This is a genomic window from Paenibacillus sp. A14, from assembly GCF_036864815.1.
In the GTDB taxonomy this organism is placed as follows: domain Bacteria; phylum Bacillota; class Bacilli; order Paenibacillales; family Paenibacillaceae; genus Fontibacillus; species Fontibacillus sanfengchensis.
Genome location: NZ_JBAGJD010000001.1, coordinates 699,174 through 724,885, shown reverse-complemented (window position 1 = coordinate 724,885; position 25,712 = coordinate 699,174). Strand labels below are relative to the sequence as shown.

Annotated in this window: 29 protein-coding genes, 1 tRNA gene and 1 pseudogene; 16 read left to right on the top strand and 15 right to left on the bottom strand. The window is 49.9% G+C overall.

What is annotated here, in order from left to right; all coding sequences use genetic code 11:
- Positions 1 to 101 precede the first annotated feature (101 nt).
- Entirely contained in the window at positions 102 to 1,784 is a 1,683-nt protein-coding gene (locus V4U88_RS03565; RefSeq protein ID WP_334071847.1) for a sensor histidine kinase, read from the bottom strand.
- A 24-nt stretch (positions 1,785 to 1,808) separates the two neighbouring features.
- Positions 1,809 to 3,329, bottom strand: a complete 1,521-nt coding sequence (locus tag V4U88_RS03560; protein WP_334071846.1) for a response regulator — start codon at positions 3,327 to 3,329, stop codon at positions 1,809 to 1,811.
- A 224-nt stretch (positions 3,330 to 3,553) separates the two neighbouring features.
- Here V4U88_RS03560 and V4U88_RS03555 point away from each other — a divergent pair, with 224 nt between their 5' ends.
- The 7 genes from V4U88_RS03555 to V4U88_RS03525 all read left to right on the top strand — a co-directional run bounded on the left by V4U88_RS03555 (position 3,554) and on the right by V4U88_RS03525 (position 11,518).
- Positions 3,554 to 5,263, top strand: a complete 1,710-nt coding sequence (locus tag V4U88_RS03555) for an extracellular solute-binding protein (protein WP_334071845.1) — start codon at positions 3,554 to 3,556, stop codon at positions 5,261 to 5,263.
- Between the two features lie 21 nt (positions 5,264 to 5,284).
- Entirely contained in the window at positions 5,285 to 6,175 is an 891-nt protein-coding gene (locus V4U88_RS03550) for an ABC transporter permease (protein ID WP_334071844.1), read from the top strand.
- Between the two features lie 8 nt (positions 6,176 to 6,183).
- A complete protein-coding gene (locus V4U88_RS03545) occupies positions 6,184 to 7,071 on the top strand; it encodes a carbohydrate ABC transporter permease (RefSeq protein WP_416367240.1) in 888 nt (295 codons plus the stop codon).
- A 435-nt stretch (positions 7,072 to 7,506) separates the two neighbouring features.
- Positions 7,507 to 9,696, top strand: a complete 2,190-nt coding sequence (locus tag V4U88_RS03540) for an Ig-like domain-containing protein (protein ID WP_334071843.1) — start codon at positions 7,507 to 7,509, stop codon at positions 9,694 to 9,696.
- 139 nt (positions 9,697 to 9,835) lie between these two features.
- Positions 9,836 to 10,741 (top strand): ComEC/Rec2 family competence protein, encoded by a 906-nt coding sequence (locus V4U88_RS03535; protein ID WP_334071842.1) that lies wholly within the window; start codon positions 9,836 to 9,838, stop codon positions 10,739 to 10,741.
- 8 nt (positions 10,742 to 10,749) lie between these two features.
- The gene (locus V4U88_RS03530) at positions 10,750 to 10,962 is read left to right on the top strand and encodes a DUF3006 domain-containing protein (protein ID WP_334071841.1); all 213 of its coding nucleotides are present in this window, start codon (positions 10,750 to 10,752) and stop codon (positions 10,960 to 10,962) included.
- A 37-nt stretch (positions 10,963 to 10,999) separates the two neighbouring features.
- Positions 11,000 to 11,518 carry a DinB family protein gene (locus V4U88_RS03525; RefSeq protein ID WP_334071840.1) on the top strand — a complete coding sequence of 173 codons (519 nt, stop codon included), beginning with the start codon at positions 11,000 to 11,002 and terminating at the stop codon, positions 11,516 to 11,518.
- Between the two features lie 103 nt (positions 11,519 to 11,621).
- Here V4U88_RS03525 and manA read toward each other — a convergent pair whose 3' ends face one another.
- On the bottom strand, positions 11,622 to 12,566 hold the full coding sequence (gene manA / locus V4U88_RS03520) for a mannose-6-phosphate isomerase, class I (RefSeq protein ID WP_334071839.1): 945 nt from the start codon (positions 12,564 to 12,566) through the stop codon (positions 11,622 to 11,624).
- Positions 12,567 to 12,590: 24 nt separating this feature from the next.
- Positions 12,591 to 13,514, bottom strand: coding sequence for an ROK family protein (locus V4U88_RS03515; RefSeq protein ID WP_334071838.1), 924 nt, complete (start codon positions 13,512 to 13,514; stop codon positions 12,591 to 12,593).
- 112 nt (positions 13,515 to 13,626) lie between these two features.
- On the opposite strand from V4U88_RS03515, the gene V4U88_RS03510 reads away from it, so the two are divergent.
- A complete protein-coding gene (locus V4U88_RS03510; protein ID WP_334071836.1) occupies positions 13,627 to 14,655 on the top strand; it encodes a LacI family DNA-binding transcriptional regulator in 1,029 nt (342 codons plus the stop codon).
- 90 nt (positions 14,656 to 14,745) lie between these two features.
- On the opposite strand, the gene V4U88_RS03505 is transcribed toward V4U88_RS03510, so the two are convergent.
- Positions 14,746 to 15,363, bottom strand: a complete 618-nt coding sequence (locus tag V4U88_RS03505; protein ID WP_334071835.1) for a superoxide dismutase — start codon at positions 15,361 to 15,363, stop codon at positions 14,746 to 14,748.
- A gap of 191 nt (positions 15,364 to 15,554) precedes the next feature.
- On the opposite strand from V4U88_RS03505, the gene V4U88_RS03500 reads away from it, so the two are divergent.
- Positions 15,555 to 15,809 (top strand): DUF1450 domain-containing protein, encoded by a 255-nt coding sequence (locus tag V4U88_RS03500; RefSeq protein ID WP_334071834.1) that lies wholly within the window; start codon positions 15,555 to 15,557, stop codon positions 15,807 to 15,809.
- Between the two features lie 74 nt (positions 15,810 to 15,883).
- Here V4U88_RS03500 and V4U88_RS03495 read toward each other — a convergent pair whose 3' ends face one another.
- Both V4U88_RS03495 and trhO read right to left on the bottom strand, forming a co-directional pair.
- Positions 15,884 to 16,510: a helix-turn-helix transcriptional regulator gene (locus tag V4U88_RS03495; RefSeq protein ID WP_334072063.1), complete on the bottom strand. Its 627-nt coding sequence runs from the start codon at positions 16,508 to 16,510 to the stop codon at positions 15,884 to 15,886.
- A 32-nt stretch (positions 16,511 to 16,542) separates the two neighbouring features.
- Positions 16,543 to 17,442, bottom strand: coding sequence for an oxygen-dependent tRNA uridine(34) hydroxylase TrhO (gene trhO / locus V4U88_RS03490; protein WP_334071833.1), 900 nt, complete (start codon positions 17,440 to 17,442; stop codon positions 16,543 to 16,545).
- A 119-nt stretch (positions 17,443 to 17,561) separates the two neighbouring features.
- Here trhO and V4U88_RS03485 point away from each other — a divergent pair, with 119 nt between their 5' ends.
- Both V4U88_RS03485 and V4U88_RS03480 read left to right on the top strand, forming a co-directional pair.
- Entirely contained in the window at positions 17,562 to 18,263 is a 702-nt protein-coding gene (locus tag V4U88_RS03485; protein WP_334071832.1) for a PIG-L deacetylase family protein, read from the top strand.
- 27 nt (positions 18,264 to 18,290) lie between these two features.
- Positions 18,291 to 18,431 carry a phosphatase PAP2 family protein gene (locus V4U88_RS03480; RefSeq protein WP_334072062.1) on the top strand — a complete coding sequence of 47 codons (141 nt, stop codon included), beginning with the start codon at positions 18,291 to 18,293 and terminating at the stop codon, positions 18,429 to 18,431.
- 45 nt (positions 18,432 to 18,476) lie between these two features.
- Here the strand turns inward: V4U88_RS03480 and V4U88_RS03475 are convergent, their stop codons facing one another.
- The 5 genes from V4U88_RS03475 to V4U88_RS03455 all read right to left on the bottom strand — a co-directional run bounded on the left by V4U88_RS03475 (position 18,477) and on the right by V4U88_RS03455 (position 21,599).
- Complete coding sequence (locus V4U88_RS03475; RefSeq protein ID WP_334071831.1) at positions 18,477 to 19,016, bottom strand: DoxX family protein; 540 nt, start codon at positions 19,014 to 19,016, stop codon at positions 18,477 to 18,479.
- A 189-nt stretch (positions 19,017 to 19,205) separates the two neighbouring features.
- Positions 19,206 to 19,415 (bottom strand): hypothetical protein, encoded by a 210-nt coding sequence (locus V4U88_RS03470; RefSeq protein ID WP_334071829.1) that lies wholly within the window; start codon positions 19,413 to 19,415, stop codon positions 19,206 to 19,208.
- Positions 19,416 to 19,508: 93 nt separating this feature from the next.
- Positions 19,509 to 20,276: a polysaccharide deacetylase family protein gene (locus V4U88_RS03465; protein WP_334071828.1), complete on the bottom strand. Its 768-nt coding sequence runs from the start codon at positions 20,274 to 20,276 to the stop codon at positions 19,509 to 19,511.
- Positions 20,277 to 20,353: 77 nt separating this feature from the next.
- Positions 20,354 to 21,301: a hypothetical protein gene (locus V4U88_RS03460; protein ID WP_334071827.1), complete on the bottom strand. Its 948-nt coding sequence runs from the start codon at positions 21,299 to 21,301 to the stop codon at positions 20,354 to 20,356.
- A 121-nt stretch (positions 21,302 to 21,422) separates the two neighbouring features.
- Positions 21,423 to 21,599: a YjfB family protein gene (locus tag V4U88_RS03455; protein ID WP_334071826.1), complete on the bottom strand. Its 177-nt coding sequence runs from the start codon at positions 21,597 to 21,599 to the stop codon at positions 21,423 to 21,425.
- 110 nt (positions 21,600 to 21,709) lie between these two features.
- Here V4U88_RS03455 and V4U88_RS03450 point away from each other — a divergent pair, with 110 nt between their 5' ends.
- Together V4U88_RS03450 and V4U88_RS03445 are read left to right on the top strand one after the other, a co-directional pair.
- Positions 21,710 to 22,102: a hypothetical protein gene (locus V4U88_RS03450; protein ID WP_334071825.1), complete on the top strand. Its 393-nt coding sequence runs from the start codon at positions 21,710 to 21,712 to the stop codon at positions 22,100 to 22,102.
- A 756-nt stretch (positions 22,103 to 22,858) separates the two neighbouring features.
- Entirely contained in the window at positions 22,859 to 23,026 is a 168-nt protein-coding gene (locus tag V4U88_RS03445; protein WP_334071823.1) for a hypothetical protein, read from the top strand.
- Positions 23,027 to 23,729: 703 nt separating this feature from the next.
- On the opposite strand, the gene V4U88_RS03440 is transcribed toward V4U88_RS03445, so the two are convergent.
- A complete protein-coding gene (locus tag V4U88_RS03440; RefSeq protein ID WP_334071822.1) occupies positions 23,730 to 24,029 on the bottom strand; it encodes a hypothetical protein in 300 nt (99 codons plus the stop codon).
- Positions 24,030 to 24,179: 150 nt separating this feature from the next.
- Here V4U88_RS03440 and V4U88_RS03435 point away from each other — a divergent pair, with 150 nt between their 5' ends.
- Positions 24,180 to 24,314 (top strand): hypothetical protein, encoded by a 135-nt coding sequence (locus V4U88_RS03435; RefSeq protein WP_334071821.1) that lies wholly within the window; start codon positions 24,180 to 24,182, stop codon positions 24,312 to 24,314.
- A gap of 43 nt (positions 24,315 to 24,357) precedes the next feature.
- On the opposite strand, the pseudogene V4U88_RS03430 reads toward V4U88_RS03435, so the two are convergent.
- Positions 24,358 to 24,480: pseudogene (locus V4U88_RS03430) on the bottom strand (ATP-binding protein); the annotation flags it as partial.
- Positions 24,481 to 24,548: 68 nt separating this feature from the next.
- A tRNA-Val gene (locus V4U88_RS03425) sits at positions 24,549 to 24,621 on the bottom strand.
- Between the two features lie 138 nt (positions 24,622 to 24,759).
- Between V4U88_RS03425 and V4U88_RS03420 the strand changes: the two genes are divergently transcribed.
- Positions 24,760 to 25,002, top strand: coding sequence for a hypothetical protein (locus V4U88_RS03420; RefSeq protein ID WP_334071820.1), 243 nt, complete (start codon positions 24,760 to 24,762; stop codon positions 25,000 to 25,002).
- 254 nt (positions 25,003 to 25,256) lie between these two features.
- A complete protein-coding gene (locus tag V4U88_RS03415; RefSeq protein WP_334071819.1) occupies positions 25,257 to 25,703 on the top strand; it encodes a GNAT family N-acetyltransferase in 447 nt (148 codons plus the stop codon).
- Positions 25,704 to 25,712: the final 9 nt, after the last annotated feature.

Below are 25,712 nucleotides of genomic sequence, written 5' to 3'. Positions count from 1 at the left end.
CGTAGATATGATTATATACGCCTTTGCCTGGAGATTCAACCCCTTTTTTTATTCGTAGTGGAGCCTGGCCTCCTGGTCCGCTTAATTTTCTCCGCTATGTTTCATAACGGAATTTTCAGGGTAACTTGCGTTCCTTCGCCGACCACACTATGGATGGTCAGTCCGTACGGTTCACCGTACATGAGAACCGCCCGATCATGGACATTTTTAAGACCGTAACCTTTGGATGGAGATTGAAGTAAATGAACCAGCCGTTCGGACTCCACTCCAATCCCGTTGTCAGTCACCTGAAATACAATGCTCTGTTCTTCTTTACTGACCGAGAGAGAGAGCGTCCCGTCACCGTCTCCACGATTTTCGATACCGTGTATGATGGCATTTTCGACTAAAGGCTGGAGCATCAAATTGGGCATACGGCAAGAAAGCAGGGACTCCTCAATCCGGTACTCCACTTTGAAATTGTGGTTGTGCATGATTAACTGAATATGAATATAAGATTGCACATTCCGTATTTCGTCCGAAACCGTGATCAGATTCTGTCCTTTATTAAGGGTGGTCCGATAAAAAGTCGATAAGAGCTGTGCCATCTCACTAATATCCGTCGCGTGGATCCGCAGTGCCCTCCAATTGATGATCGAGAGGGAGTTGTACAGGAAATGAGGGTTGATCTGCGCCTGTAGAGCCTTCATCTCGGCTTCCTTGCGAGCGATTTCCCCCACATACATGGTATCGATCAGGTTTTTGGTATTATCTACCATATTTCCAAATCCGCGGATCAAATCGCCAATCTCATCTTTGGAATCGCTGGAGAAGACTTTAATGTCCAAATTGCCTTCGCCGATCAGCTTCATGCTTTTGTGCAGACGGTGAATCGGCAACATAATCCTCCGGGAAAAGAGCGTGCCCGCCACAACAACGGCCGCGATACAGGCCGTAATCATGAACAGAACAATCAAGGCAATCCACCATGCGGACTTTGTAATCAGACGGGTCGGCTTATATAAATAGACGTTCCATCCCGCAAGCGGGACAGCGGAAGACAACACGGTGTAGTCCCCTTCATTCCGAGGCAACGCCATGCCGACCGGAATGTTCGGATTCGCTCCTTTTGAGGAATAAACGGTGTTTCCGCTGGAGTCCGTTACGATAATTTCGGCGCCATGGGCTTGAAGGGGCTCGAAATTTTTAAATAGCTGATCGTAGTTAACCCGGGCAAACAGAATGTTGTTTTTGGGATTTCTATGTTTCGTGCTGAGGATTCTGCGGGCGCAGTACAGGTTGTTCTCCCGGGCAAACCAGAGAACATCCACTGATTTTATCACCTTCGGGTACCAGGATGTCCGGCTAATTTCCTCAATCGGAATGACGGTGTTTCCGTGTTGGGGCAAATTGCTCCCTGTATACAGCGTGATTTGCTCCACTCCGGGATTCAAGTAACGGGCGGTATAGAAGTTTTGATCGATGACATGGGTCAATTGATCATACATTTCGTATTCGCTGGTATAAGTGTTGTTGGCGGCATTTGTAATCTCTTGATTGAAGCTTAAAAAGTTCATTAGTTTATTGTAAACATCCAATTGATTGTTCACGGCCGACACAATTTGCGTTAAGGAGGCGTTCAGATCGGCTTTGGATTGCTGGACCAAGAGTGACCTGGTTGCGGCGAAACAGAAACTTCCGAGCATGATGACGGGAATCATACTCACTAGTAAAAAAGAGAGCAATATTTTGGTTTGAAATCGGAAATCGCCGATTCTTCGTTTAAAAGTCCGCCATATCCGCATGCTATTTCTCTCCCCGACCTGACATCACCCATGATTCGACTGGCGGAATTTCTCGGGGGTTTGCCCGAAAAAATCCCTGAAATTTTGGCAAAAGTAAGAGACGTTTTGGAATCCCACTTGATAGCAGATGTCCGATACTTTTAGATGGGACTGCAGCAGCAAGTCTTTCGCTATTTTCATCCGCACGTGTTTTATATACTTGTTTAATCCGTATCCCGTATGTTTCTTAAACATCGAACTTAAATAATGGGGAGACAGATGGACTCTTGCCGCAAGAAGTTCCAGACTCAAATCCTCACCATAGTGCTCCTCGATGTATTGCTTTACAAAGGCAATATCTCGATGTAAAAATTCCGAACAGATGTATTGTTGTTCAAGACGAGCAATGGCCTCGAATAGGATCACTTTGATCTCCTTTAACTCGTCCGCTTTGTACAGTTTTTCGATTTCCCGGCTTAACTCCGTTTCGGGGATAGGCGCGGAAGAAGTCATAATGTCCTGATACAGCGAGCTAAACATGTACTTGACATACAACTTCGAGAGTTGGAGCTGTTTCGCATATTTTTGGTAAAGTAATTCCGTGTTGGCTCTGACACCAAAAAAATCCCTGTCCGTCAAATCCCGGCGGATTTGGTTCAATAAATCATGATCCGAGAGTTCGGGCAGCCGATCATCGGAAACATAGAAATCAGTCTTGGCATCAAACACGAAATAATCCGGCGAGAAGAAGCGGTACTCCATCAGTTGGTCTAACTGAATCAAACAGGCCGACAACTCCGATAAATGGATGACTTCGTCATGAATAGCGAGATAGCAGCTCACTTTATATTTCTTCTGTACGCTGTCTCGGATATGTATGCCCAATTCCAGCAAGGAATTGAAGGATCGGGAGGGGAGCCGGGAAAACAGCAGCAAACTTTGACAATCATTCAGATTTAAGTAATCGCTACTTCCCTCTAATAAAGTCAGGATAAATTGCTCGAAATTCGGCTCGGCATCTTCGAAGAAGTTCTTCTCGAATTCCATCAAGATCGCTCCCTGATAATATGCGGGCAAATCGAGCGCAACTCCCTTCATGGAGGAGGGCATTCCCAAGCCGTTAACCAGATTAAACAGCATATGCTTCTTGACGTAGCTTTGCTTGGTTTGCGAAGCGATCTGAAGCTGTGCTCGGTGCGTTAACTCGTCGATTACTTTTTGCAAGGAACTTTGAAATGCTTCCACATGAATCGGCTTGAGGAGATATTCGGAAACGCCAAGGGAGATGGCCGTTTTCGCATACTCAAATTCGGCGAATCCGCTGAACAGAATAACTTTCAAACCCGATTGCAGGCTTAAGGCCTGTTTGGTCAGCTGCAGTCCGTCCATTAGCGGCATTCTCACGTCCGTAAAGAGGATATCCACCGGCTTTTTCTCCAAATAGGCGAGCGCCGCTCGTCCGTTTTCCGCCGTCTCGACCTGGAGGGGAAAACCCAATTCATGAATGAGAAATTCGATGCCTTCCCGTTCTTCACGCTGGTCATCTACCACTAAGATGCTTAACATTTCGTCCGTCCTTTCCGGCGCATGATTCCACACGCAGAATTTCATTTTGATTGTAACATGATTTGCACCGACTTCATGCGGCAATTCGGCAAGTTGCTTAAAGTGAGTTATATATTTGCATAAAACGCAATTTATTTGCGTTTACGGTGTTGTGACGGGAGTTCTACAATAAGGGCAAGCAAGTTACATGGATTTGTTCTTTGAATTGAAGGGGGTATTAAGTAATGAGATCGAAGAAGTCCGCTTCCATTTTGTTGACAGCGCTTTTATCCATTTCCCTCACCGCCTGTCAAAGCTCCAATTCCGCCGGTACGGCCAAAGAGTCTGCGGCCAATTTGAATGATCCGGCATGGAAGAAAGCCATGATGACACCGTATGAGCCCTATCCCGAAACTGTGTTCTACACGGTTGGACAAACAGCAACCAGCTATACGTCGCTTGCGGGGACCGTCTATGAGAAGGACACCGCGACCGACAATGTGTGGACGAGGTATTTTAAAAAGAAACTCAACGTGCAGAATGAGGTTGCTTTTGAAGCGAATGACGGGACGGATTACGTTCAAAAGGTTTCGATGGCCATTGCCGGGGGAACGATTCCCGACATTATGGTGGTACCCGACCAGGCCACCTTGAAACAGCTGTACGAGAACGGTCTGATTGCGGATTTGACGGATGCCTATAACAATTGTGCCAGCGACCGGATCAAGGAGATTTATGATTCCTATGGAGGCCGTGTGCTGGAGAGCGCCAAGTTTGACGGCAAACTCATGGCCCTGCCGACTACCGAAATTTCACACGGTCCGGGCGTGCTGTGGTTGCGTAAAGACTGGATGGATAAATTGGGCCTCTCCGAGCCCAAAACAATGGAGGATGTCGAGCATATTCTTACCCAGTTTCTCGAAAAGGACCCCGGCGGTAATGGAGCCGGAAAGACGGTCGGCCTGGTGGTCGATAACGAAAATGTCGCCGGCATCTCCGGTGGGCCCTATGAATTGAACAATATTTTTGCGCTGTATGACGCCTATCCGAAACAGTGGATCGAGGACGGCAGCGGCAAGGCGGTATACGGTTCCGTACAGCCCGAAATGAAACCGGCACTGGCCAAAGTGGCGGAGCTATACAAAAGGGGTTTGATTGACCGGCAATTTGCCGTACGGACACCCGACGACCGAAAAGCGCTGCTAACGAGCGGAAAAAGCGGTTCGTTCCTGGATAACTGGTGGGGAAGCTGGACGGTGGCCGACACGCTTAAACTGAACCCGGATGCGAATTGGGTTTCCTATGTGGCTCCCCAGTCGGAAGATGGCTCGGTTACGATGTTTACCGGCAATCCTTCGAGCAGTTACCTCGTGGTTCGGAAGGGGTTCAAGCATCCCGAAGCTGCGGTGAAGATGGCCAGCCTTCAGTTCGATTATCAGCGTTATCTGGAGAAGGACCCCGCTGTTTTGGAGGAGTTCGAGGACTACAGCAGCAACAATATCGGAGGCTCACCGCTAGCCATGAACATCGACTACTATGATGCGTTTTACCGGAATGTGGGAATTTTTGAGGAAGCGCTCAAGACGGGGGACAGCAGCAAATTAGTCAGCAACCTCGATCAGAACGCCTATCGCTCTTACAAAAAGTATCTGGACAGTGTGAAAAACGGAGAGAAACCGGACCCGATTGCCTGGGCCGGCTATACTTCGAGCATCCTCACCGCCAACCTGGTCAAAAATTCAAAGGTGAAGGAGATCAACCCGGTCTTTTTTGGAACAACCCCGTCCATGGCCTTGAAGTGGCCGACACTTACGAAAATGGAGCTTGAAATGTACCTGAAGATTATTACCGGGGAGCAGACCCCTGACGCATTCGATAGTTTTGTGAGCAGTTGGGCAAAAACCGGCGGGGATACGATTACCCAAGAAGTCAACGAAGCGCTCGCCTCCAAATGATGCTGAAAGAGATGATTATTGATGAGGAACAAAAAAGACCAAACGGCATTTCACCTTATGCTCGCACCGAGTATGGTATTCTTGCTGATTTTCTCTTTCCTTCCGATGTTCGGCATCGTCATGGCTTTCCAGAATTATATCCCGGCTAAAGGGATCGGCGGTTCACCTTGGGTGGGGCTCGATAATTTCAAGTTTATGTTTCAAATTCCCGACAGCAAGCAAATCCTAAACAACACCATAATCATCGCCGTTTGGAAAATTGTTGTGGGCACCCTGGTTTCGATTGTATTCGCCTTATTGCTAAATGAAATTCGGGTGCGATTCGCCAAGAAGTTTATGCAGACCGTGGTTTACTTGCCTAATTTTCTCTCCTGGGCCGTATTGGCCACCGTAGTGATGAACATTTTTTCGTATGAAGGGCCGGTTAACGCCGTATTGGAATGGCTCGGGCTGGATCCGGTTTTGTTTATGGCCAGCAATCACTGGTTTAGGCCGATGTTGGTGCTTACCGATGTGTGGAAAGGGTTTGGATATGGGTCCATCATCTATCTGGCCTCGTTGACGGCGATTGATCCAGGACTTTATGAGGCATCCTCCATCGACGGAGCCAATCGTTTTCAACAACTGTGGCATGTGACCTTACCCGGTTTGATGCCTACCATATTGCTGGTTACGACTTTAAATTTGCCCAATGTACTCAATGCCGGGTTCGACCAGATTTTCAATCTCTATAATCCCCTGGTTTACGAAACTTCCGACATCATCGACACTTATGTATACCGGGTAGGCTTGGTGGAGAGACAATACAGCTTGGGCACAGCGATCGGGCTCTTGCGCTCCGTTGTCGGTATCGTTCTCATTCTATCCGCCAATAAACTGGCTCAGAAACTTACAGATTACCGAATTTTCTAAACTGGGAGGTGTGTTCCATTTACGGGCATTCCCTAAAAAGCCGACTGTCGGACATCCTGATTTGGATCGTACTGTTAACATTCACTTTGTCCTGTCTGATCCCTTTACTGAACCTCGTTGCCATTTCGTTCAGTGACAATGCGGCGGTTTCCGCCAACCTGGTTAGTATTTTTCCGGTTCAGCCAACGTTCAGTTCCTATGAGAAACTATTGTCGGACAGCCAGTTTTGGCGCTCTTTTATGATTTCGGTAGAGCGGGTTGTCCTCGGTTTGATCGTTAATATGAGCCTGATGATTCTGGCCGCGTATCCGTTATCCAAAAGTTCAAGACAATTCCGGACACAGAAGGTGTACATGAATATTGTGATTGTCGCCATGCTGTTCTCCGGGGGGTTAATTCCAACCTTTATGGTAGTCAAAGGGCTCTACCTCCTGGATACCATCTGGTCACTGATTCTGCCAGGGGCCGTGGCGGTCGGGAATGTCATTCTATTGATGAACGCGTTCCGGGCGGTGCCCTCATCTTTGGAGGAAGCCGCAACCATCGACGGGGCTTCGCAGTGGAGAATTCTGTCCACCATATACGTTCCCGTGGTGCTGCCTACCATTGCCACAGTCACGTTGTTCACGATTGTCGGGCATTGGAATGATTACTTCGGCGCTCTGGTGTATATCAATAAAACGTCAAACTATCCGTTGCAGACGTATATCCAGCAGCTCAGCGTAGAAGCGCAAAATATAACCGATCCGCAAAAGCTGATCGAATACGCGAAAATTTCCAACAGAACTCTAAATGCTGCCAAAATCGTTGTCTCGACATTACCGCTGCTCTTAATTTACCCTTTTATGCAAAAGTATTTTGTGACGGGAATTATAGTGGGTTCTCTTAAAGAGTAAATCAAAGTCACCCGAAACCACTATCTCTTCTACTAATGGCCACAACCGGATATGCTTTCGTCAACTATCCGGTATTATGACGGGGGCTGACACTTATATAAATCGCAAGCTGGCGAGCTACCGCCAAGCTTGCGATTTTTTTCTGCGGACAGCGGGAGAGGAGAATGGTAAAATGATGAAGGAATGTGAAGTTTGTCGTAATTTGGAAGGGAGGATTATTCGGAAGCGTTCTGACGAAGGAGTACTTTTCCTAAGGAATGCAGGCGTGGAGCGGAAATATGGCCCACCGTATGGACGAGGAAAGTTATTTCTGAATAGGACAAAGGTCGCGTTTTATGGAAAAAAGGTTACTAAAATTATCCTATTATCCGATATAAAACGTGTAGGCCTGGATAGAAAGGTCCAGATGAAGATGCAATTAAAGGAGAGAAACGAATGACTGTAAACAGGAAATTTACAGGTTGGCTTCTGATGCTGACGCTGCTCTTTGCGACGGTGTTTCCGAATAGCGCAATCGCAGCCAGCGGCGATGTCGTTGCCATCGACATCGAAGGCTCGGGAACGACGGTCGAGTTGACCGTGGGCAAGACGAAACAACTGAAGGTATGGGGAACTGTCGAAGGCTCCTCCGTAAAACGGGATTTGACGAATGCCGTAACCTGGACCTCCAGCGACAGTGGGACGATCAAAGTAACCAACGGTTTTCTTACGGCGCTGAAATCCGGTGCGGTTACGATTCGGGCCGACTATAACTCCGCAACTTCTTCGATCGAAGTGAAGGCGAAGGATTCTTACAAAGAATTGGCGCTGGAGTACCCTAACCAGGGCAAATTCAAGCTTGGCGACGGTGCCGATCTGGCCGTGAAAGCCTTTGCGCAAATCGAAGGCTCCGGGGGAGCGACCAAGGATGTCACGCAGGAAGCGGATTGGTCTTCCTCGAACAGTCAAGTCCTGACGGTCGAGAAAGGGAAAATCACCCTGATCGGTGAAGGTAAGGCTACCGTCACAGCGAAGTACAACGGGCTTACCGCCGACTTCAAAGCCGAGGTTGGATCGCTTTACTCGCAATTGAAGCTGAGCCAAAACGACATTGAGATGGTCGTGGGGGACAGCGAGGTTGCATTGAAAGCCGAAACGACCGTAGCCAGCGATCAGTCCTCGTCGGACGTGACGGACAAGGTAACCTGGACGTCTTCGGATACGTCGGTGGCAACCGTGGAAGGCGGCAAATTGAAAGTCGTTTCCGTCGGCAAAACGACCATTACGGCGGAATATCTCGGTATGAAGGCGCAGGCTAACGTATACGTTCGTACGCCTTTTGAAGCGATTAAGCTGACGCCGTCCGGGGACCAAATCCTGTTTATCGGCGAAAGGCTGCAGGCGATTGCCGAGATGAGAAGCAGCGCCAATACGACGGAAGATGTGACTTCCAAAGCGACCTGGACGTCTTCCGATCTGATGAACGCCACCGTTTCCGGCGGATTGATTACCGCGAAAGCCCAAGGGAGCGCGAACATTAAAGTAAGCCATTTGGGCATCAACAAAACATTGAAGGTTAAGGTTTATCCGACGATCACAAAAATGACGGCGGCGAAATCGGAGCTCGAGCTGTTTAAAGGCGAGTCCGCCAGTCTGCCGAAAGTAACCGGCCTCAAGCTGGATGACGAAGAGCTGGACATCAGCCAGGAATTGACCTGGACTTCGAGCAACGAAGATGTAGCCAAAATCGAAGACGGCAAAGTGGTTGCCAAAGGAAAAGGGACCGCCACGCTTAAAGCCGAGCTTCCTAAGCTGGGTGACGGCTCCGCTTCTCCGATTCGCAGCGCATCCGTAACGGTTACATTGACAGTAAAGGAAAAAGTACTCGCTTTGGTATCGGACGTCGAAACGCTTAATGTTATCGTCGGGGAAGAGACCCCGCTGCCGCATTTAAGCGCGGTGTGGGAAGATGGAGAAGAGGCGGCAGTCACTGACGCGATCGAATGGAGCGTAACCGGTTCGAACGCGGTTATCAAATCGGGTTCCGCAGGGAAATCCATTAAAGGATTGGCCAAAGGCAGCGCCACCCTCAAAGGCACGTACTCCAATAAAACGATCAGCATTCCTGTGAAGATGGAACAGAAGATTGTAAAAGTCTTGGTTGAGCCGACAAATATCGAGCTGAATATCAAGAAGTCGAAATCCATTAAAGTAACCGGTTTTTATAAAGACGGCAAAAAGGTGAACTTGTCCAGCAAAATGGACTGGGAATCGGAAAATAGTAAAGTAGCCATGGTTTCCGGATCCTCCGTTAAAACGGTCGCCGAAGGAACCACTACTGTAAAAGGTTCTTATCAAGGTTTTAACGTAAGTGTTAAGGTTAGCGTCATTCCTAAGCTGCTGAAGCTGACGGTAGACGAGAAGAGCCTGAAGCTGGCTCCGGGATCCGGTAAAACGGTAGTATTGACGGCGGAATACGATAACGGAAACAGTTCTGTAGTGACCGGCAGCGCCACCTGGAAGAGCTCCAAGCCTTCCGTGGCCAAGGTGACGGCGGGCAAAATCGAAGCCGTAGGCAAAGGCAGCGCTACGATTAAAGGCGTATACGGCGGAAAAACCGTTTCGATCCGGGTTTCGGTCAAATAGGACTCATAACAAATTTGAAAAAACCAAGCAATGCCGGCAGCTTGCCTTCAAGGTTTGAAGGCGGGCTGCTTTTTTACTTGGCTCTGGGAGACAGGGCAGCCCTGTGCTATATTAAATAAAGAAGAGGAATATATCAGCGATGAACAGACACCATTTGGAGAACATTTCAAAAGTATGGACCGGGTGGCTGCTACTCTGTTTTCTTATTGCAGGCTGCAGTATCCAAGTAGGTGAAGGACCCGTTCAAGGGAAGGCCACTTCCCCGCCATCGGCGGCAACGAAGACGGACGGACAACTGCGTGTCATCTTCCTCGACGTCGGCCAAGGCGCGTCTCAGCTGCTGATCGGGCCGTCGGGGCGGACGATGCTGATCGACGCCGGGGACAACAGCGAGGAGCAGCGGATGTTGGATTACTTGCGGGAATACGGCGTTGAACGAATCGATATCGTGGTGGGAACGCATCCGGACGCGGATCATATCGGCGGGCTGGATGCCGTCATCGGTCACCATAAAGTCGGGGCCGTCTATATGCCAAAAATTCAAGCCAATACCAAAACCTTCGAGTCGCTGCTGGAGTCGATTCGCGAGCGGGGGCTTAAAGTCAAGACGGCCAAAGCCGGCTTGCGGCTGGACTGGGACGACCAGGTGGATGTCCGTCTGATCGGTCCGGTGGAACAAAGCGACGACAGCAACAACATGAGCGCGGTGATGAAGGTGACCTTTGGCGAAACTTCGTTTTTGTTGACGGGCGATGCCGAGCGTGAAAGCGAGAAGGCGATGCTGGCCTCGGGCGCAGATGTACAAGCTGATGTCCTGCTCGTCGGACACCATGGCTCCACCTCGTCCACATCGCTTTCTTTTTTGCGGAAAGTATCCCCGAAATATGCCGTTATTCAGGTTGGGGAGAACAGCTACGGTCATCCCAAAAAAGAGATTCTGGATCGCCTAAGGAAGCAAAACGTCCAGGTCTATCGAAATGACCGGCAGGGCACGATTGAAACCGTGTCGGACGGTCAAGGGATCCGGATCACGACGGAGAGGTGAGTGAAAGGTTGACGGGAATCGTGGAAGGGTTTGAGGAAGGGGATTGTCTGTTGGAGATTGACGGGAAAGTGGCAGCGGTCCCGCGGGAACTCATGGACCCGGACGTGCGGGCCGGGGATGTTGTCCTTTGGAACGGTGAACGTTGGAGGACCGACCGGAACCTGACGGAAGAGCGTACCCGCAAAATCCGGGAATTGATGAATGAAGTATGGGAAGATTGAAAGATTGACTTCGAGGACGAAAGGGAGAGATGGGAAGATGCTGGGAAAACCGCAGGCCGGGGAGTTTGCCGATCATTTCACGCCGTATATTGAATTAGTGCCGGAAGGAGATTTGTTGTCCCTGTTGGAAAAACAGGTGGAGGAGGTGATCGCCCTCCTAGGTCCCATTACAGAGGAGCAGGCCCACTACCGGTACGCCGAGGGGAAATGGAGCCTGAAGGAAGTTCTGGGGCATGTAGCGGATACGGAACGCGTGATGAGCTATCGCCTGCTCCGGATTGCCCGTGGAGACACGACGCCGCTGCCGGGGTTCGACGAATCCCTGTTCGCGAGCCACGCCAATGCGGACGCGCGGTCCGTGAATGAGCTGCTTCAAGACTTCGCGGCCGTACGAATCGCCACGGTGTCGCTGATGCGCCAACTCGATGACACCGCCTGGCAGCGCCTCGGGGTGTTCAGCAACCATCCGGGATCGGCACGGGCTCTTGGCTACATTATCGCGGGCCATGCCATTCATCACCTGAATATCGTGAAAGAGCGGTATCTGAAGCTGTAAATATCGGAACGAACTAAATTTCGCATAAAAAAAGCGCGAATGCCGGGAGGGTAAGAACTCCACGGTCACTCGCGCTTTTGATTTATAGGGGATCCAAGCCAAGCTATTCGTGCGAAATGATAAACGTCAGATTCCCCTCGAGCTCAAACGGGCCGAACCCGGCCGATAGAATAAAATGATCTCCTTTTGCGAGAGGATACGCCTGATCCGGAGTCCGCAGCAGGCCGCTTCCGTCGATGACACTGCAAAGCGTATATTTTTGCCGAGCGGCTAGTTGCGCTTTGCCCGATACCTCCCATTTTTCGACGGTAAAGAAGGAATTGGATACAAAGCTGGTCACAGTAATGCCGGCCTCTTCCTTGCTGCTGTACGAGACCGGTTCATAGGCTTGCGGAATGGTGGTGACATCGATCGCTTTCTCCAAATGCAGTTCCCGAAGGTTGCCGTCCTTGTCCCTACGGTCATAATCATATACCCGGTATGTCGTATCGGAGCTTTGCTGGGTTTCAAGAACGACGATGCCTTTGCCAAGCGCATGAATCGTTCCGCTCGGGACATAGAAGAAATCGCCGCGCTTCACGGGCACCCGGGTTAAAAGATCGTCCCAACGGCCGTCTTCGATCATTTGCACCAATTGTTCCCGGCTCTTCGCTTCGTGTCCGTAAATAATGACGGAGCCCGGTTCGGCATCGACGATATACCAGCATTCGGTCTTGCCCAGCTCGCCGTTTTCGTGCTCACCGGCATAGGCGTCATCCGGATGCACCTGAACGGACAGATCGTCGGAAGCGTCGAGAAGTTTGGTAAGCAGCGGGAACACGGGGGAGTTGGAGCGGAAAAGTTCGGTATGCGAGCTCCACAGATCCCCAAGTTTCATCCCTTGGTAAGGTCCGTTTTTGACAATGCTTTGGCCATTGGGGTGCGCGGATACCGCCCAGCATTCGCCGGTGCGATCGCTCGGAATGTCATAGCCGAACAATTGCTTCAGCTTGGTGCCTCCCCAAATGCGTTCCTGAAATACGGGTTCCAAAAAAATAGGTTGATTCATGTTGTCTGGTCCTCCTTAGAATTTTTACTTATAAGCTACATGTACTAGCGCGGCCGCCCCGATCAGGCCGGCATCTTGATGCAAGGCGGCGGAAACGATCGGGGTTTGTCGGCCCGATGGATTCAGCGCGTGCCCCGATACGTATTCCTTAACGGCGTCGAAAAGAGGTGCTCCGACCTGGGAGACGCCTCCGCCGATCACGAGCAGTTCGGGATCGAGCGTGTTGATCAGGGTGACGCAGCCGATCCCGATATAGCGGAACACTTGATTGACCAGCGCCGTCACCCGGGCATCCGCACCGGACGCGGCCAGGTCGAAAGCCTCCTTGGAGGTGACGGGGCGGCCGAGCAGTTCGCTGGCCTGGCGGGCAACGGCGGTGCCGGAGGCGATATACTCCCAGCAGCCCCGCTGGCCGCATACGCAAGTTCCGGCCGCGGGATCGATGACGAAATGCCCGACGTCACCCGCGTTGCCGGTAGCCCCGGTTAACAACTTGCCGTGGCTGTAAATGCCGGCGCCAATGCCGGTGCTGATCGTGATGAAAACGAAATGATCGGCCTGTTTCGCGGCACCCTGCCATTTTTCCGCCAGGGCGGCTGCCGTCGCGTCGTTTTCAAAGGCGATATCCAGGTCGGGAAAATGACGCCGGAACGACTGGACGACGGGAAAGCCCCACCACCCCGGCATGTTCGGCGGTTCTACGATCTGGCCAAGCCGGGTGTTCAGGGGACCGGGCGCCCCGATACCGATCCCGAGCAGCTCGGCCGGATCGATCCCTGCCTTCGCGGTCAGCTCCCGAATCGCCGAGGCGATCCGATCGACCATTTCCGATGGCGAGACCGCATGGTCCGTGGGGAGCGAGTGCTTCAGCAGAATGCTTCCCACGTCATCGACGAGGCCGATGGCCGTCTTGGTCCCGCCGATATCTATACCAACAGCGTATTTCAAGTGTTCTACCTCCATTATTCCGTGATTCACAACTTGACAAACTTGACAATACAAAAATATGTAAAGTATAGTTAGGCTTAGTTTAGCATGTTTCGGAGGGAATGAAAAGGACATGGGGCGTAAAAAGAAGGTGTCTATGCAGGATATCGCGGACCGGCTGCAAATTTCCAAAAATGCGGTATCACTCGCCTTACTGAATAAGAAAGGGGTTAGCGAGGAGATGCGCAGCAGGGTACTTCGGACGGCGAAAGAGCTGGGGTACGGACCGTTTGCGCTAAAGCCGCCGGACAGCAACAACATTCTTGTATTAGTGCCGGAGCGGATTATGAGCTACCAGGATAACGATCATTTTCAGTTTTTCCATGACCTTATTTGGGGGTTGGAAAAGAGTATCCGGAGCAAAGGGATGAACGCCGTCATCGCACCGATCGGCCGGGAGATGGAATCGCGGCTTCAGTTGCCGCAGCATTGTACGGATATCGCATATCAAGGCATCATTCTCTTCGGCATTGTGGACAAAGCTTACGCCAGGCTGGTATGGGAGCTTGACGCGCCGCTCGTCATGCTGGATTCGTATCACCGTGAACTTCCATGTCCGGTGGTATGTTCCGCCAATATCGCCGGGGCGGCGGAGGCGGTTTCCGTGCTGATTCGGGCGGGACACAGAGATATCGGGTTTATCGGGCCGACGAACCTGACCACCAGTCACGAGGAGAGATGGTTCGGCTATTGGAAAGCGATGCAGGACCAAGGTCTGCGGATCGAGGAGCGGTTTATTTTGACGACATCGCGGAGCTTCGATTGTACGGAGCAGGAAATCGACCGTTTTTTGCAGGGGTTGTCATGTTGGCCGAGCGCGTTTTTTTGCGGAAACGACCGAATTGCCTACCTGTTGGCCCAACAGCTTCAAAACCGGGGGTTGTGGGTTCCTTCCGACGTATCCATCGTGGGGTTTGACGATCTGAACTATGAGGGGGGACTGAAGGGGAGACTGACAACCATGCGCGTGGAAAAAGAAAGGATGTGCGATGCCGCCGCCCAGCTCCTGTTGTCCTTGCCGGGGGGCTGCCGGGAGGCTGTGCGTGTGGAAATCCCGGCTACCCTGGTTCAGCGCGATTCGGTCCGTGTTATCGAACCGTAGGTCGGGAGCCGTGGCTGCAAATAATCGAAAAAAATGGCCGGACCGCCGAATCAGGCGGGTCCAGCCATTTTTTTATAAGTACCGTCTTTATTACTTGCTAACTACAGCTTCGTAACGTTTCTCTACTTCAGACCAGTTGATCACGTTGAAGAAGGCCGCGATGTAATCCGGACGTTTGTTCTGGTATTTCAGGTAGTAAGCATGCTCCCATACGTCCAAGCCAAGGATTGGCGTTTTGCCTTCCATCAGCGGGGAATCCTGGTTCGGCAAGCTGTATACGGACAATTTGCCGCTTGCGTCTACCGCGAGGAAAGCCCAGCCGCTGCCGAAACGAGTCGTAGCCGCTTTGGCGAAGTCCTCTTTGAATTTGTCAAAGCCGCCGAGCTCGCTGCTGATCGCGTCAGCCAGCTTGCCGGAGGGTTGGCCGCCGCCGTTCGGGCCGATCGTTTCCCAGAAGAGGGAATGGTTCGCATGTCCGCCGCCGTTGTTGCGAACTGCCGTACGGATGCTTTCAGGTACGCTGTCCAGGTCGGAAATCAGTTCTTCAACGGATTTCGAGGCCAGTTCAGGCGCGGATTCCAAAGCTGCGTTCAGGTTCGTAACATAAGTATTATGGTGACGGTCATGGTGGATCATCATGGTTTGCTCATCGATATGCGGCTCCAAAGCGTTGTTGGCGTAAGGAAGTGCTGGTAATTGATGTGCCATTTTTATCATCCTCTCCTTAAATTATGTAATACTATTTTGAACACTATTTATTATAATTATCCCATCCCCCTTAGTCAACTTAAATGTATATTAAGTATGTTAAATGGGCGTTTACAATTGACAAAACCGCCGGTGTTTATCATAATGAGGGATCGAATAATGAATGAATTCAGGTTTGGGGTGAATGAAACATGGGTATGGGTATAGTTGTTGTGGAAGTTTGCGACAGCAATCTGTTAAGTGCGCTGGACCTGGAGCAGCTGGAGGAGGAATTTCCCGAGATCGCTGTGCTCCGGCTGGATTGCTTGAACTTGTGCGGCCTTTGTAAACTCAGACCTTATGCGATGGTCAACGGGCAGAAGGTCTTCGCCAAGACGACCGAGGAATGCCTCTCCCTGATCAAGGAAACGATCCGCCGGGAGCTGGAAGCGTTCCACGAAATCTGAAGGCCTATATATTAATAACCTCCGGACAAGCGGTTTGAAGCTGCCGGAGGTTATTATTTTATCCATATATGGAATTATCGCTTGATCACATACACGCATTTCCGGCCTTCCCGGGCGAGGCATTCGGTTCGTTCCACCCGGGCGTCCAACAGCGATTCGAACAGGCGCAGCTCGCACTCGCAGGCATGGTTGTAGCGGTTCGCGATTTGCGAAATCGGACAATTGTGCTCCATGAGCACAAAATGATTATCCCCATGCTGTTTGCACTCGGTCATATACCCGTTGTCGTTTTGAATCTCCGCCAGCCTCTGCACCTTTTGGGCCAGATCCTTCCCCTGCATGTCGGCTTCATACAGCCGGTTCAGCTTTTCTTTCCGGCGCTCGAATAAGCGGTCGATCGATTCCGCACCATATTCCTGTTCCAGTTCGCCCAGTAAATCCAACGTTAGAGTGTGATATTTTTTCGGAAACAGGTTTTCGGCCAGCTCGGTCAGGCCGTAAACGGAAGTGGGCCGACCTAAAGTTTGCCGGATCATCTTCGATTCGATCAGCCCGTCGCGCTCCATCGTGCCGAGGTGACGGCGGACCGCCATTTCCGTAATGCCGAGCTCCAAAGTGATCTCCTTGGTGCTGAGGGGACCGGACGTTTTCATCATTTGCAAAATTCGTTCACGCGTCGACGATTCTTTAGGTTGATTCAAATTCATGTAGGGCACTCCTTCGGAACGTGAGATCAGGCCCGCTTTACGGCATGGACAGTTTCCATGCAGGCGTCGGAGCAGAAGCCCTGATGCTCATCTTCACAATCTTCGCAGCAGACATATTGCAGGTTGCATACGGGACAGTTGATATAACGGTCATGGGAAATGCCGCAGTGATGGCAGTGAGCGATCACGACATCTTCTTCGGTCCGGTTGATCGGGACGGAAATCCGTTCATCGAAAACATAGCATTTGCCGTCGAACAGTTTGCCCCGGACTTCCGGGTCTTTGCCGTAAGTCACAATACCGCCCTCCAATTGGGCCACATCCTGAAATCCTTCCTTAAGCAAAAAGCCGGTCAGCTTCTCGCAGCGGATACCGCCGGTACAGTAGGTCAGCACCTTCTTGTCCTTGTGTTCGCTCAAGTTCTCGCGGATCCATTCCGGAAATTCACGGAACGATTCGACTTTGGGGCGGATAGCGCCGCGGAAATGGCCGATATCGTACTCGTAGTCGTTACGTCCGTCAATGACAATAACGTCGTCTTGCTGCAACTGCTCGTAAAATTCCACCGGCGACAAGCGTTTGCCGCTCAATGTGTTGGGGTCAAGCTCATGCTCGTCGTAACGGAAGGTAACCAACTCCTGCTTGTGGCGTACGAACATTTTCTTGAACGCGTGGCCGTCGGCTTCGTCGATTTTGAAGACGATATCCGCAAACCCGGGCATCGCCCGCAAGTCGGCCATGTAGCGATCCGTTTGCTCCACGGTTCCCGATACTGTGCCGTTAATTCCTTCGGCAGCGATAAGGATACGGCCTTTGAGGCCAAGGTCTTTGCAATATTGCAAATGCTCCGCCGTAAATGTTTCGGGGGAAGCGATTTTCGTAAATTTATAAAATAGCAAAATGCGGTATACATGCTGTTGACTCATGTTAGATCACCTGTCTATATTAGATTCTACTGCATTGTAGTTGAATTCTATGTACTTAGTCAATATTAAAGTATAGTAAGTATAGTAAAGATTAAACATTTGGGTTTGGAGGAGTATCGATGAAAAATAGCCGAACGATAGCTTTTATTTACGCGCATCCCGATGACGAAACTTTTACCTCTTCTTATTTGATCCGTAAGTCCGCCAGAGAAGGACACTTGCCCGTATTGCTTACGGCGACGCGGGGTGATGCCGGAAAAACGGGACGATTGGGGAGCATGACGCCGCGGGAATTGGCGGCGAGAAGAGAGCGGGAGCTGGAGCAGGCCGCCCGGATCCTGGGGATTGCGGAGGTGCGGCAGCTCGGAATGGGGGACGGGAAGCTCAAGGACGTCCCGGCGGAAGAGCTGCAGAAACACATCGAGGAATTTATCGTCCGCCACAACGCCGAGGTGGTCGTTACGTTTCCGGAGGACGGCATTTCCGGGCACAGGGATCATATTGTGATTCACCATGCGGTCAATGCGGTTATTTTCTCGGGCCGAACTCCGTCGGTACAAAAACTGTATTATAATCAACTGGGCAGCTATCAATCCGAAAGCTCCAGCGTGGTCAAGGTGGAGGCGGGAAGTCTCTGGGAAGCGAAACGCCTCGCTTTGCAAGCGCACGAATCGCAGATACTCAGCATCGAGCGGGTATTCGGCGAGCTGGGGCCTGAAGTGCCGCCCCATCATCGGTTTGAGGCGTTTGAGCTGGCGTGGGAGCGGGGCGTTCATTTTCCCCATAAATCAGAGCAAACCATTTGGGATAACCTGCTATAAACCTGCTATTAAAAATACCCAAAACTTATCGTCATCATCGGAATAAGCCGCTTGTACCTTGGCGTCCACTATGCCAGTGATATTGCCGGGGGCTTTTTGGCGGGGGGCGGCATCGCTCTGCTGGCCTACCTGGGATGGAAAGCGGGAGCGAAAAAAGCAGGAATGTAAAAATGCCGGGGAATGCTCCCCGGCGTCTTTTGCCTTACCCTGCGTTTATGCCGTATGTTTCATTTTTGCGGGATGTTTAGGTGCCGTTGCGGCAGGTCCGGTTTCGCCCGTCTTGCGGAACAAGCCGCGAAGGTAAGGAAGAACGAAGCGGTCGAGGCCGATCTTGCCGGCGTTGGCGGCAGCTACGATGACCAGCACTTCAAGCAGCAGCATTTGCGCGTTCGTGCTTACGGTTCCCGAGAAGAGGAAGGCCGCGTTCATGACCAGCCCCATCAAGGCGGCGAAAGTAGTGAAGGTACCGAGAATCAGACCGAGACCGACGAGAAATTCACCGTAAGGAACGAGGAAGTTGAACAGGTCGACATTAGGCAGGGCGAAGTTTTCCAGGAAAGCGGCCCACCAGCCTTGAACGGCGGGATGGTCGCCGGCGCTGTTGGCGATCGCACCGTTCAAGAAGCCGGCGGCATCGAAACCGCCCGTAATCTTGTGCCAGCCGGCCGTCATCCATTGATAGCCAAGGTAAATGCGGATCACGGTGAGGAACCACATTGCAACTTTGTTCGTTCTGAGGAAATTGTTAAACATATGAACCACTCCTTTAGGATTTGTGTTTTGTTTTTTTTGGATGATCATCTTTGATGTCTTTATTATAAGTGATTTATTTCACATAATATGTGATTTAAATCACAATTATTTAAATTTTAATAATACAAATTTTATTTACCGTTCATGGCAGCAAGTGGACATAAAAAAAGAAGGGCAGTTAGGCCCTCCTTATTTTTCCGTGCTTTGCGTATTGTTTTGCGACTGAGAATTGTCGTCCCCTTGTTTGTTCTCAATCGGTTCATTTATTATCTCGTCGACGATCCCCTCCAGCATGTCCGTTGATGCCGTGCCGTTATCGGCCTCGGGAATGGGATCAACCCCGGGGCCATAGCCTAAACCTTCGAATTGTTCTTCTTGATCTTCCTTCTTGAGGTTCATCCGTAACACCTTCCTTTCCGCGAATCTTCCGCCACTTATCATTACCCGTTCTGTCGTCCGATCTCTCTTTCGAGACAAAACAGAAGCGGGGGCTTAGTGGCTGACCTCGATATGCTTTTTCGGGGCCACTTTGCGGGAGAGCAGTTCTGAAACCGTGACAAAGGAGTAGCCTTGCTTTTTCAACTCGGGGAGAATCAATTTTAAAGCTTCCGGGGTTTGCAGACTGTTATGCACAAAATCATGCATCAGAACGATGTCCCCATTGCGTGCGTTCTTCAGCACCCGTTCGGCGATCTTGTGAATTCCGGGAGACGTCCAGTCTTTTGTATCCTGATGCCAGGACCACAAAATCATCTGCAAGCGCTCCTGCTTGGAGAGGCGGATAATCTTCTCATTGTAGTATCCTCCCGGCGGGCGAAAGAGAACGGGCGTAGAGCCCGTGGCCGCTAATATCGCTTCTTGCGTTTCAGTCAATTCCGACGTTAGCGAATCGGCTGAAATTCCACGGAAAGAGGGATGGTGGAAGGAATGGTTGGCGATTTCATGCCCTTCCTCCAGTTCCCGCCGCACGATTTCAGGGTAGCGTTGCACCCGTTCACCGACGAGAAAAAAGGTGGCTTTCGCATCATATTGCTTCAAAACCTTTAAAATTTCCGGAGTTTGGCGGGCATCGGGGCCGTCGTCAAAGGTTAACGCTATGAATTTTTCGTCCATGGGTACCTCCCAGACGATGTCCCCGCGTTCCTCATAAAAACTGCGGTCTTTGAGTTGAGCCGCGGGAGAGGCGGCGGCCGGATGAGGGAAAATGGACGCGGCCAAGGCAAGGGCAATTGTAGCCGTAAGTTTGGCAGATGCGAACATAGTATCGGTTAACCTCCTTTACAGTTCACTGAGTTCGTATGCGGACGTCCATATTACTTTATTTTGCTTCAAGCCGCCTATTTTATCCATGCGATCGCGGTTATGGAGCCGGCTTCAAGGACTTTGACCGGGGAGCGGAGCGCGCCCGTATCGGCAACCCAGAGCTCCTTCGCCGATTCCTGTTCCTCACAGCCTGACAAATAGGCGATGCGCCGGCCGTCCGGAGACCAGCTGACCGGGGTGGAGAAGCAGGGGGATACCGCCCAGGTCGTGATCTGCCCGCCTTCTCTGTGGTCCGTTTGAATATAGGAGATGTATTGGTTTTGAATCAGAGCAGTGGCGCTGTACGCGATGCGCGAGGAATCCGGAGACCAGGCGGGATTATAGTTTTTCGCCTGCGGTCCTCCTTCAAGACGGGTCGTTTGACCGGTCGCAAGATTGACTACGCTGATCAGGGAAATGCTGGCCCCCGGAGAGGTATACAGGGCGAATCTTCCGTCAGGGGAGAGGCGAACGTTGTGCAGCGGACCTTCCGTATTCCGAGTCAGCGGCTGCCGGTTCGTCCCATCGGGACGGATCCGGTAAAGCTGCACGTTTCCGGTTGGATCGGGGGCGGCATAAAGCAGGGAGGTTCCGGACGGAAACCATTGAGCATCCGTGGCCCCGGCTGTGGCAATAACGGTATGTCGATGGGAATCCAAGTGATAAATAACGATACGTCCTTCTTTGACATAACTCAGATACTGGCCGTTCGGAGACCAGTCCAACAGTGTGTAAGGCTCGATCCGATCCAGTTGGGCTAGCGATCCGCTGCGCAGATCAAGGGCGTAAAGGATACCGTTCCTGCCGATAAAAGCAAGACGTTGACCATCCCGGGAGGGATAGGGCATAGAGGAAGCCTCGGCAAGTCCGTGGGTAAGCCGTAAGATTCGGCGGGTCACGGGAACATATGCCCAGATGTCATAAGCTCCCGCCCCCATGCCCGCCGTAAACAGAATCTTTTCCCGATATGCCGATAAACTCATGCGAATTCCACCTTCCGAATTAGAACTGCTAACAGTGTATTCGAGAGCTGAAATTGGGCGATTGAGGGCAAAAAAAGGAAGGGGCCCTAAAAGGCCTCTTCCAAATGTCGCGAAAGCATGTTTAAACTTTGATGTCGATGGTGCCGCCCAGGTTCGGGTGAACGCTTTGCTCCATCATTTTTACCAGGGCTTGTCCTTCCGTGGCAGCCTGCTCCTTCACCATCTTCAGCACCGAGATCCCTACGGCCTGCTTGAGGCTGCTTTGGGACAATGCGGTGGATAAGGCTCCAATGTCCATGATTTCTCCTCCTCGCCAATGGTATGGGTATACACCGTTATTATCGGTCATCAGGGGGGAATCTTGAAGGAAAGCGGAAACTCTCACCCCTGTTCCACGCCTTCAAATGCATGGTTCAGCGCGGCGATATCGTTCTTGTTCTTGGTTTGCAGCAGCGCCTTCATGACACGTTCCGATTTCCGGGATTTTACTATCTCTTGGTATCTGATCGTTTGATCCCGGTTATATCGTCGTCAAAAGAAATTCTAAATTCGGCTACAAAGCAGACAATCATAGAACTGCTTGACGAAAAGGAATCTCTACAAAAACAGCTTCGTCAGGCAAATGATCGCGCTGCCCATTGGGCTTGTAAATACTACGGCGAAGAAACCAGATTTCACAAGCAAAATAGGGAGTTGGCTATAATGCGCAGGGCATTAAGTGAGATCGTAAACCTAAGCTTAAATGACGGTACATTAGATCAAGCAAGACAAATAGCGCTTAGCGGCCTTTGCGGAATGTGACTGATGCCTGAAAGGATGAATACACATGTGGATCCCCTAAAGAGCGAAACATGCGAAATAGAATTTGCTATAAAAGAAGTTCCTGGGGATGAGTTGGAAGGAACCGGCTTGCCCCGAATGTGGGAATACAAATTGCTTAGAGGGTGAATAAGATGGATTGGTCTAATGCGGATAAAAGGTTGCTAGTAATACAGAGAAAACTCGTTGATGTGGAATTAATCGCATACCAAGTAGTTAAATCCTATTTTAAACCGCATGACGTAAGTTGTATAACTGCATCACGAAGAAAAAGAGCGGCAAAAATCCATACCATATAGGTACATTCGAAAAGGATCTATCGAGGATTGTTGTTGATTGCATGGAGAGAGAATATCAACTTAACAATAGAGGGCATTGGTGGCAGACTAAGCCTCCCGAAGGATCGCCGAGGTATGTGCAATGGATGGATTGGGTTTGGAAGAATAAATCGGAACAGCGGATGTTTAACGAGTGGTTGAACGAAAAGTTTTCAATAGGTGTTGCTGTCGAGCATGAATTAGAGCAATTAACGCTGTTTTAAGGGGGGAGTAAAAGGATGAAAGAAGAGCAGTTGTCGGAAGAACAAAAGACTCTACTCATGATAAACGGATATATTGATGAGTCTCAGAAAACAGGATTCGCGTCAATAACAACTCATGCACTAAATGTTATTAAGTTGCGGTATACCAAATTAGTCATGCATCTAACCGAGAAGCTGAGAAAGCACGCTCTATGTATTTGGCAGCTCATGACGATAAGGTTAGCCTACGTAATTCATTAGAAAAAGCAAAAATAAACATCAGACTGATTGATGAATATGGCGAAGATCCTGGTTTGGTTACAAGCAACAGTAATGCAGCGATAAAAGAAATCAACGTTGCTTTAGGAGAAGGTGATAGGAAGTGAGCATATACGCCGATCGATCATGCCGCCTACGCCCGCAAAGTCCGTATTACTGAACGCATGGCGAAAATATGGTGTGACAACCAATTAAAGCTTGCTTCTGAAATTGAAAAAGCCAAGAAATGTCCGTCATGCGGGAAGAACACCCTTATATATGAAATGGGTTCCTATGAAGAGAATGAATGGTTAGCCCCTATACGGATATGAAGTGCATATTTTTGAAATGTTCAAATTTAGCATTAAGGATGCAGGTAATGAATGTTCGTAATAATTTTTAGTCAGCACCAAACGTAAAACGAATGGTGCTGACTCGCAGCCACTCAGGGGAGATGAATAAAAATAAATCGATATTTACTTTCTAGCCTTAGAAAATCCAACTATTGCACTAAATAGAGTAACAATAAATAAGTTTAGAATATAATCAATTTCATTCAATGTTTTCTGTTGTATTAAAATATTGAATGCAATTAATACTAAACCGTAGAAAAAAAATGATCCAAGAAAGTATTTAAAAAAAGTAAACCAAAATTTCACTTAATCAGCCTCATATCCGTCTAAAAATACTGTAGCTGTGGTACGTTCTAATTCTTTGGTACGGCTTGAATCGCTATAAAAAATAGTTTCCCATTTAGACCCAACAATTAAAGTTGTAGCAACCGCGGATTTTTTTTCTGCGTACCTCCGTTTGTAGTATAATAACGGAATTTCATCTGTTACTATCGTAGTAGCTATTGCCCCTATTGTACCTATTTACGATAGCAGCTCCTGGCGCTGCTGCAGTAGCTATTGAAAAAATTAAGGCCGTTACAGCAGTGACAGTATATCTTTCAATTTTGGTGCTGGCGTTCCACCAATCACCATATCTCCATGGCGTTACTGGCTCTCCGTTATAGGTATCTTGAATCGTAAAAGAACCATCTCTTTTAGGAGCAACTATATCTATTTTTTGAATTTCTGTATCGATCTGTCCGTTTTCATCTGAAAGTTCCACACTAAATGGCTGCATTTATATTTTAATCCAGTATTTAGTTATTAATGTATTTTATACGTTAATTTCCTGTAAAATTTTCCAATCAATTCGAGTTGAGGAGGTAAGAGAGTAATGGATAAACAACTCAGGCTTATAAAAGATGAGAACATTTGTACGACGGCATAAATGGCTTCTAAAGTGTTCCCAGGGATGGTGGAAGAAGCTATGCAAAAAGAAAAGAAAGATTCTCAAAAACGACAGATGGGGGTTAATGGAGATGGAAGTCAACTAGGGGTTTCACCAAGCAAAATGAAATGCTGAGTTTTGCTGCGAAAAGTGCCGAGGTCACTTGCCAGCAAAAATGTTACTGTGGGATTCGTTCCATGGCCTGCTTGAGCCGGAAGCTTTCACCTGCGAAAGAAAGAATATGAGCATGGTGCACCAGGCGGTCCACCAGAGCGGACGTAAGCTTGGTGTCCCCAATATAGGTTTTGACCCCTTCCTAATCGCAAGACAAAAATAAAAGAAGCCTTGATACACAAGGCTTCCCGGAGATGATCTGTAGTGGGCTCGAACCACTGACCCCCACCCTGTCAAGATGGTGCTCTCCCAGCTGAGCTAACAGATCAAAATTATAGTGAAGACAAAATTTATATTAGCATGCACATAAGGGGATGTCAATTCTTTTTTTCGGTATAGGGGCGGTGATCCGGGCAACAATGGAAAATAGAAAAAGGACACTTTTATACGAAGGGGGCAGGACCTTATGTTCAAACACAAACTTTTGGGCTTCCCGCAGCGCGCCGTTCGCAGCGCTTTCCTGGGAATAACCGCCGCTTTAGCGCTCATGGCTTTGATCGGCGGGTGCATGTTGGCTCCGAGCCAGGCCACACTGGGCAGACAGGCGGCCGCTTCACCTTGGTGGTTCGGACCCTTCGTCACCGACAACGTCTATTCGCCGACCGTAGAGGAAGATGTCTATTCCACGGAGACGATGATCCACCCCTAGGAATAAGTCCCGTTTCGGTTACTCCTCGTCCCATTTCCGGGAGTAGCCTTTTTTGGTGACGTAAAACATGGAGGCAATCAACAAAACCGCGATGAGTACGGCCGCCGCGATCGTAATGCCCATAGCCATAGCCGGATCGACTCCTCTCCCAAATAAATCGCTTCTGCAACCAACTATACACGAAAACGGTTTTTTTTGTATAATGTTGCAGTTCAATGTTTATTGATGTAACACCATCTAGGGGAGGCATGAAAATGGCTGCAGTGATTATACATGTGGAGACGCAGGAGCAATTGGAGCATTGTCTTGAAATTCGCAAGGAAGTGTTCGTCCAGGAACAAAATGTCCCGCTCGACCTGGAAATCGATGAATTCGACAAGCTTAGCCCGGATGTGCACCATGTTCTCGTGGAAGTGGACGGGACCTACGCGGCAACCGGGAGATTGACGTACTATAAGGACAATTCGGCCAAAATGCAGCGGATCGCCGTGCGCAAAGCGTTCCGCTCCCACGGGGTCGGAAAGATTCTGCTTATCGCCTTGGAGGAACTGGCGAGAGAACTTGCCTTTTCGCAATCGGTATTGGATGCGCAATGCCAGGCTGAGGGCTTTTACCGCAAGCTCGGCTACGACACGATTTCCACAGAACCGTTCGATGACGCGGGGATTCCGCATGTGCGCATGGTCAAAACGCTCAAGTAGCTTCATAAC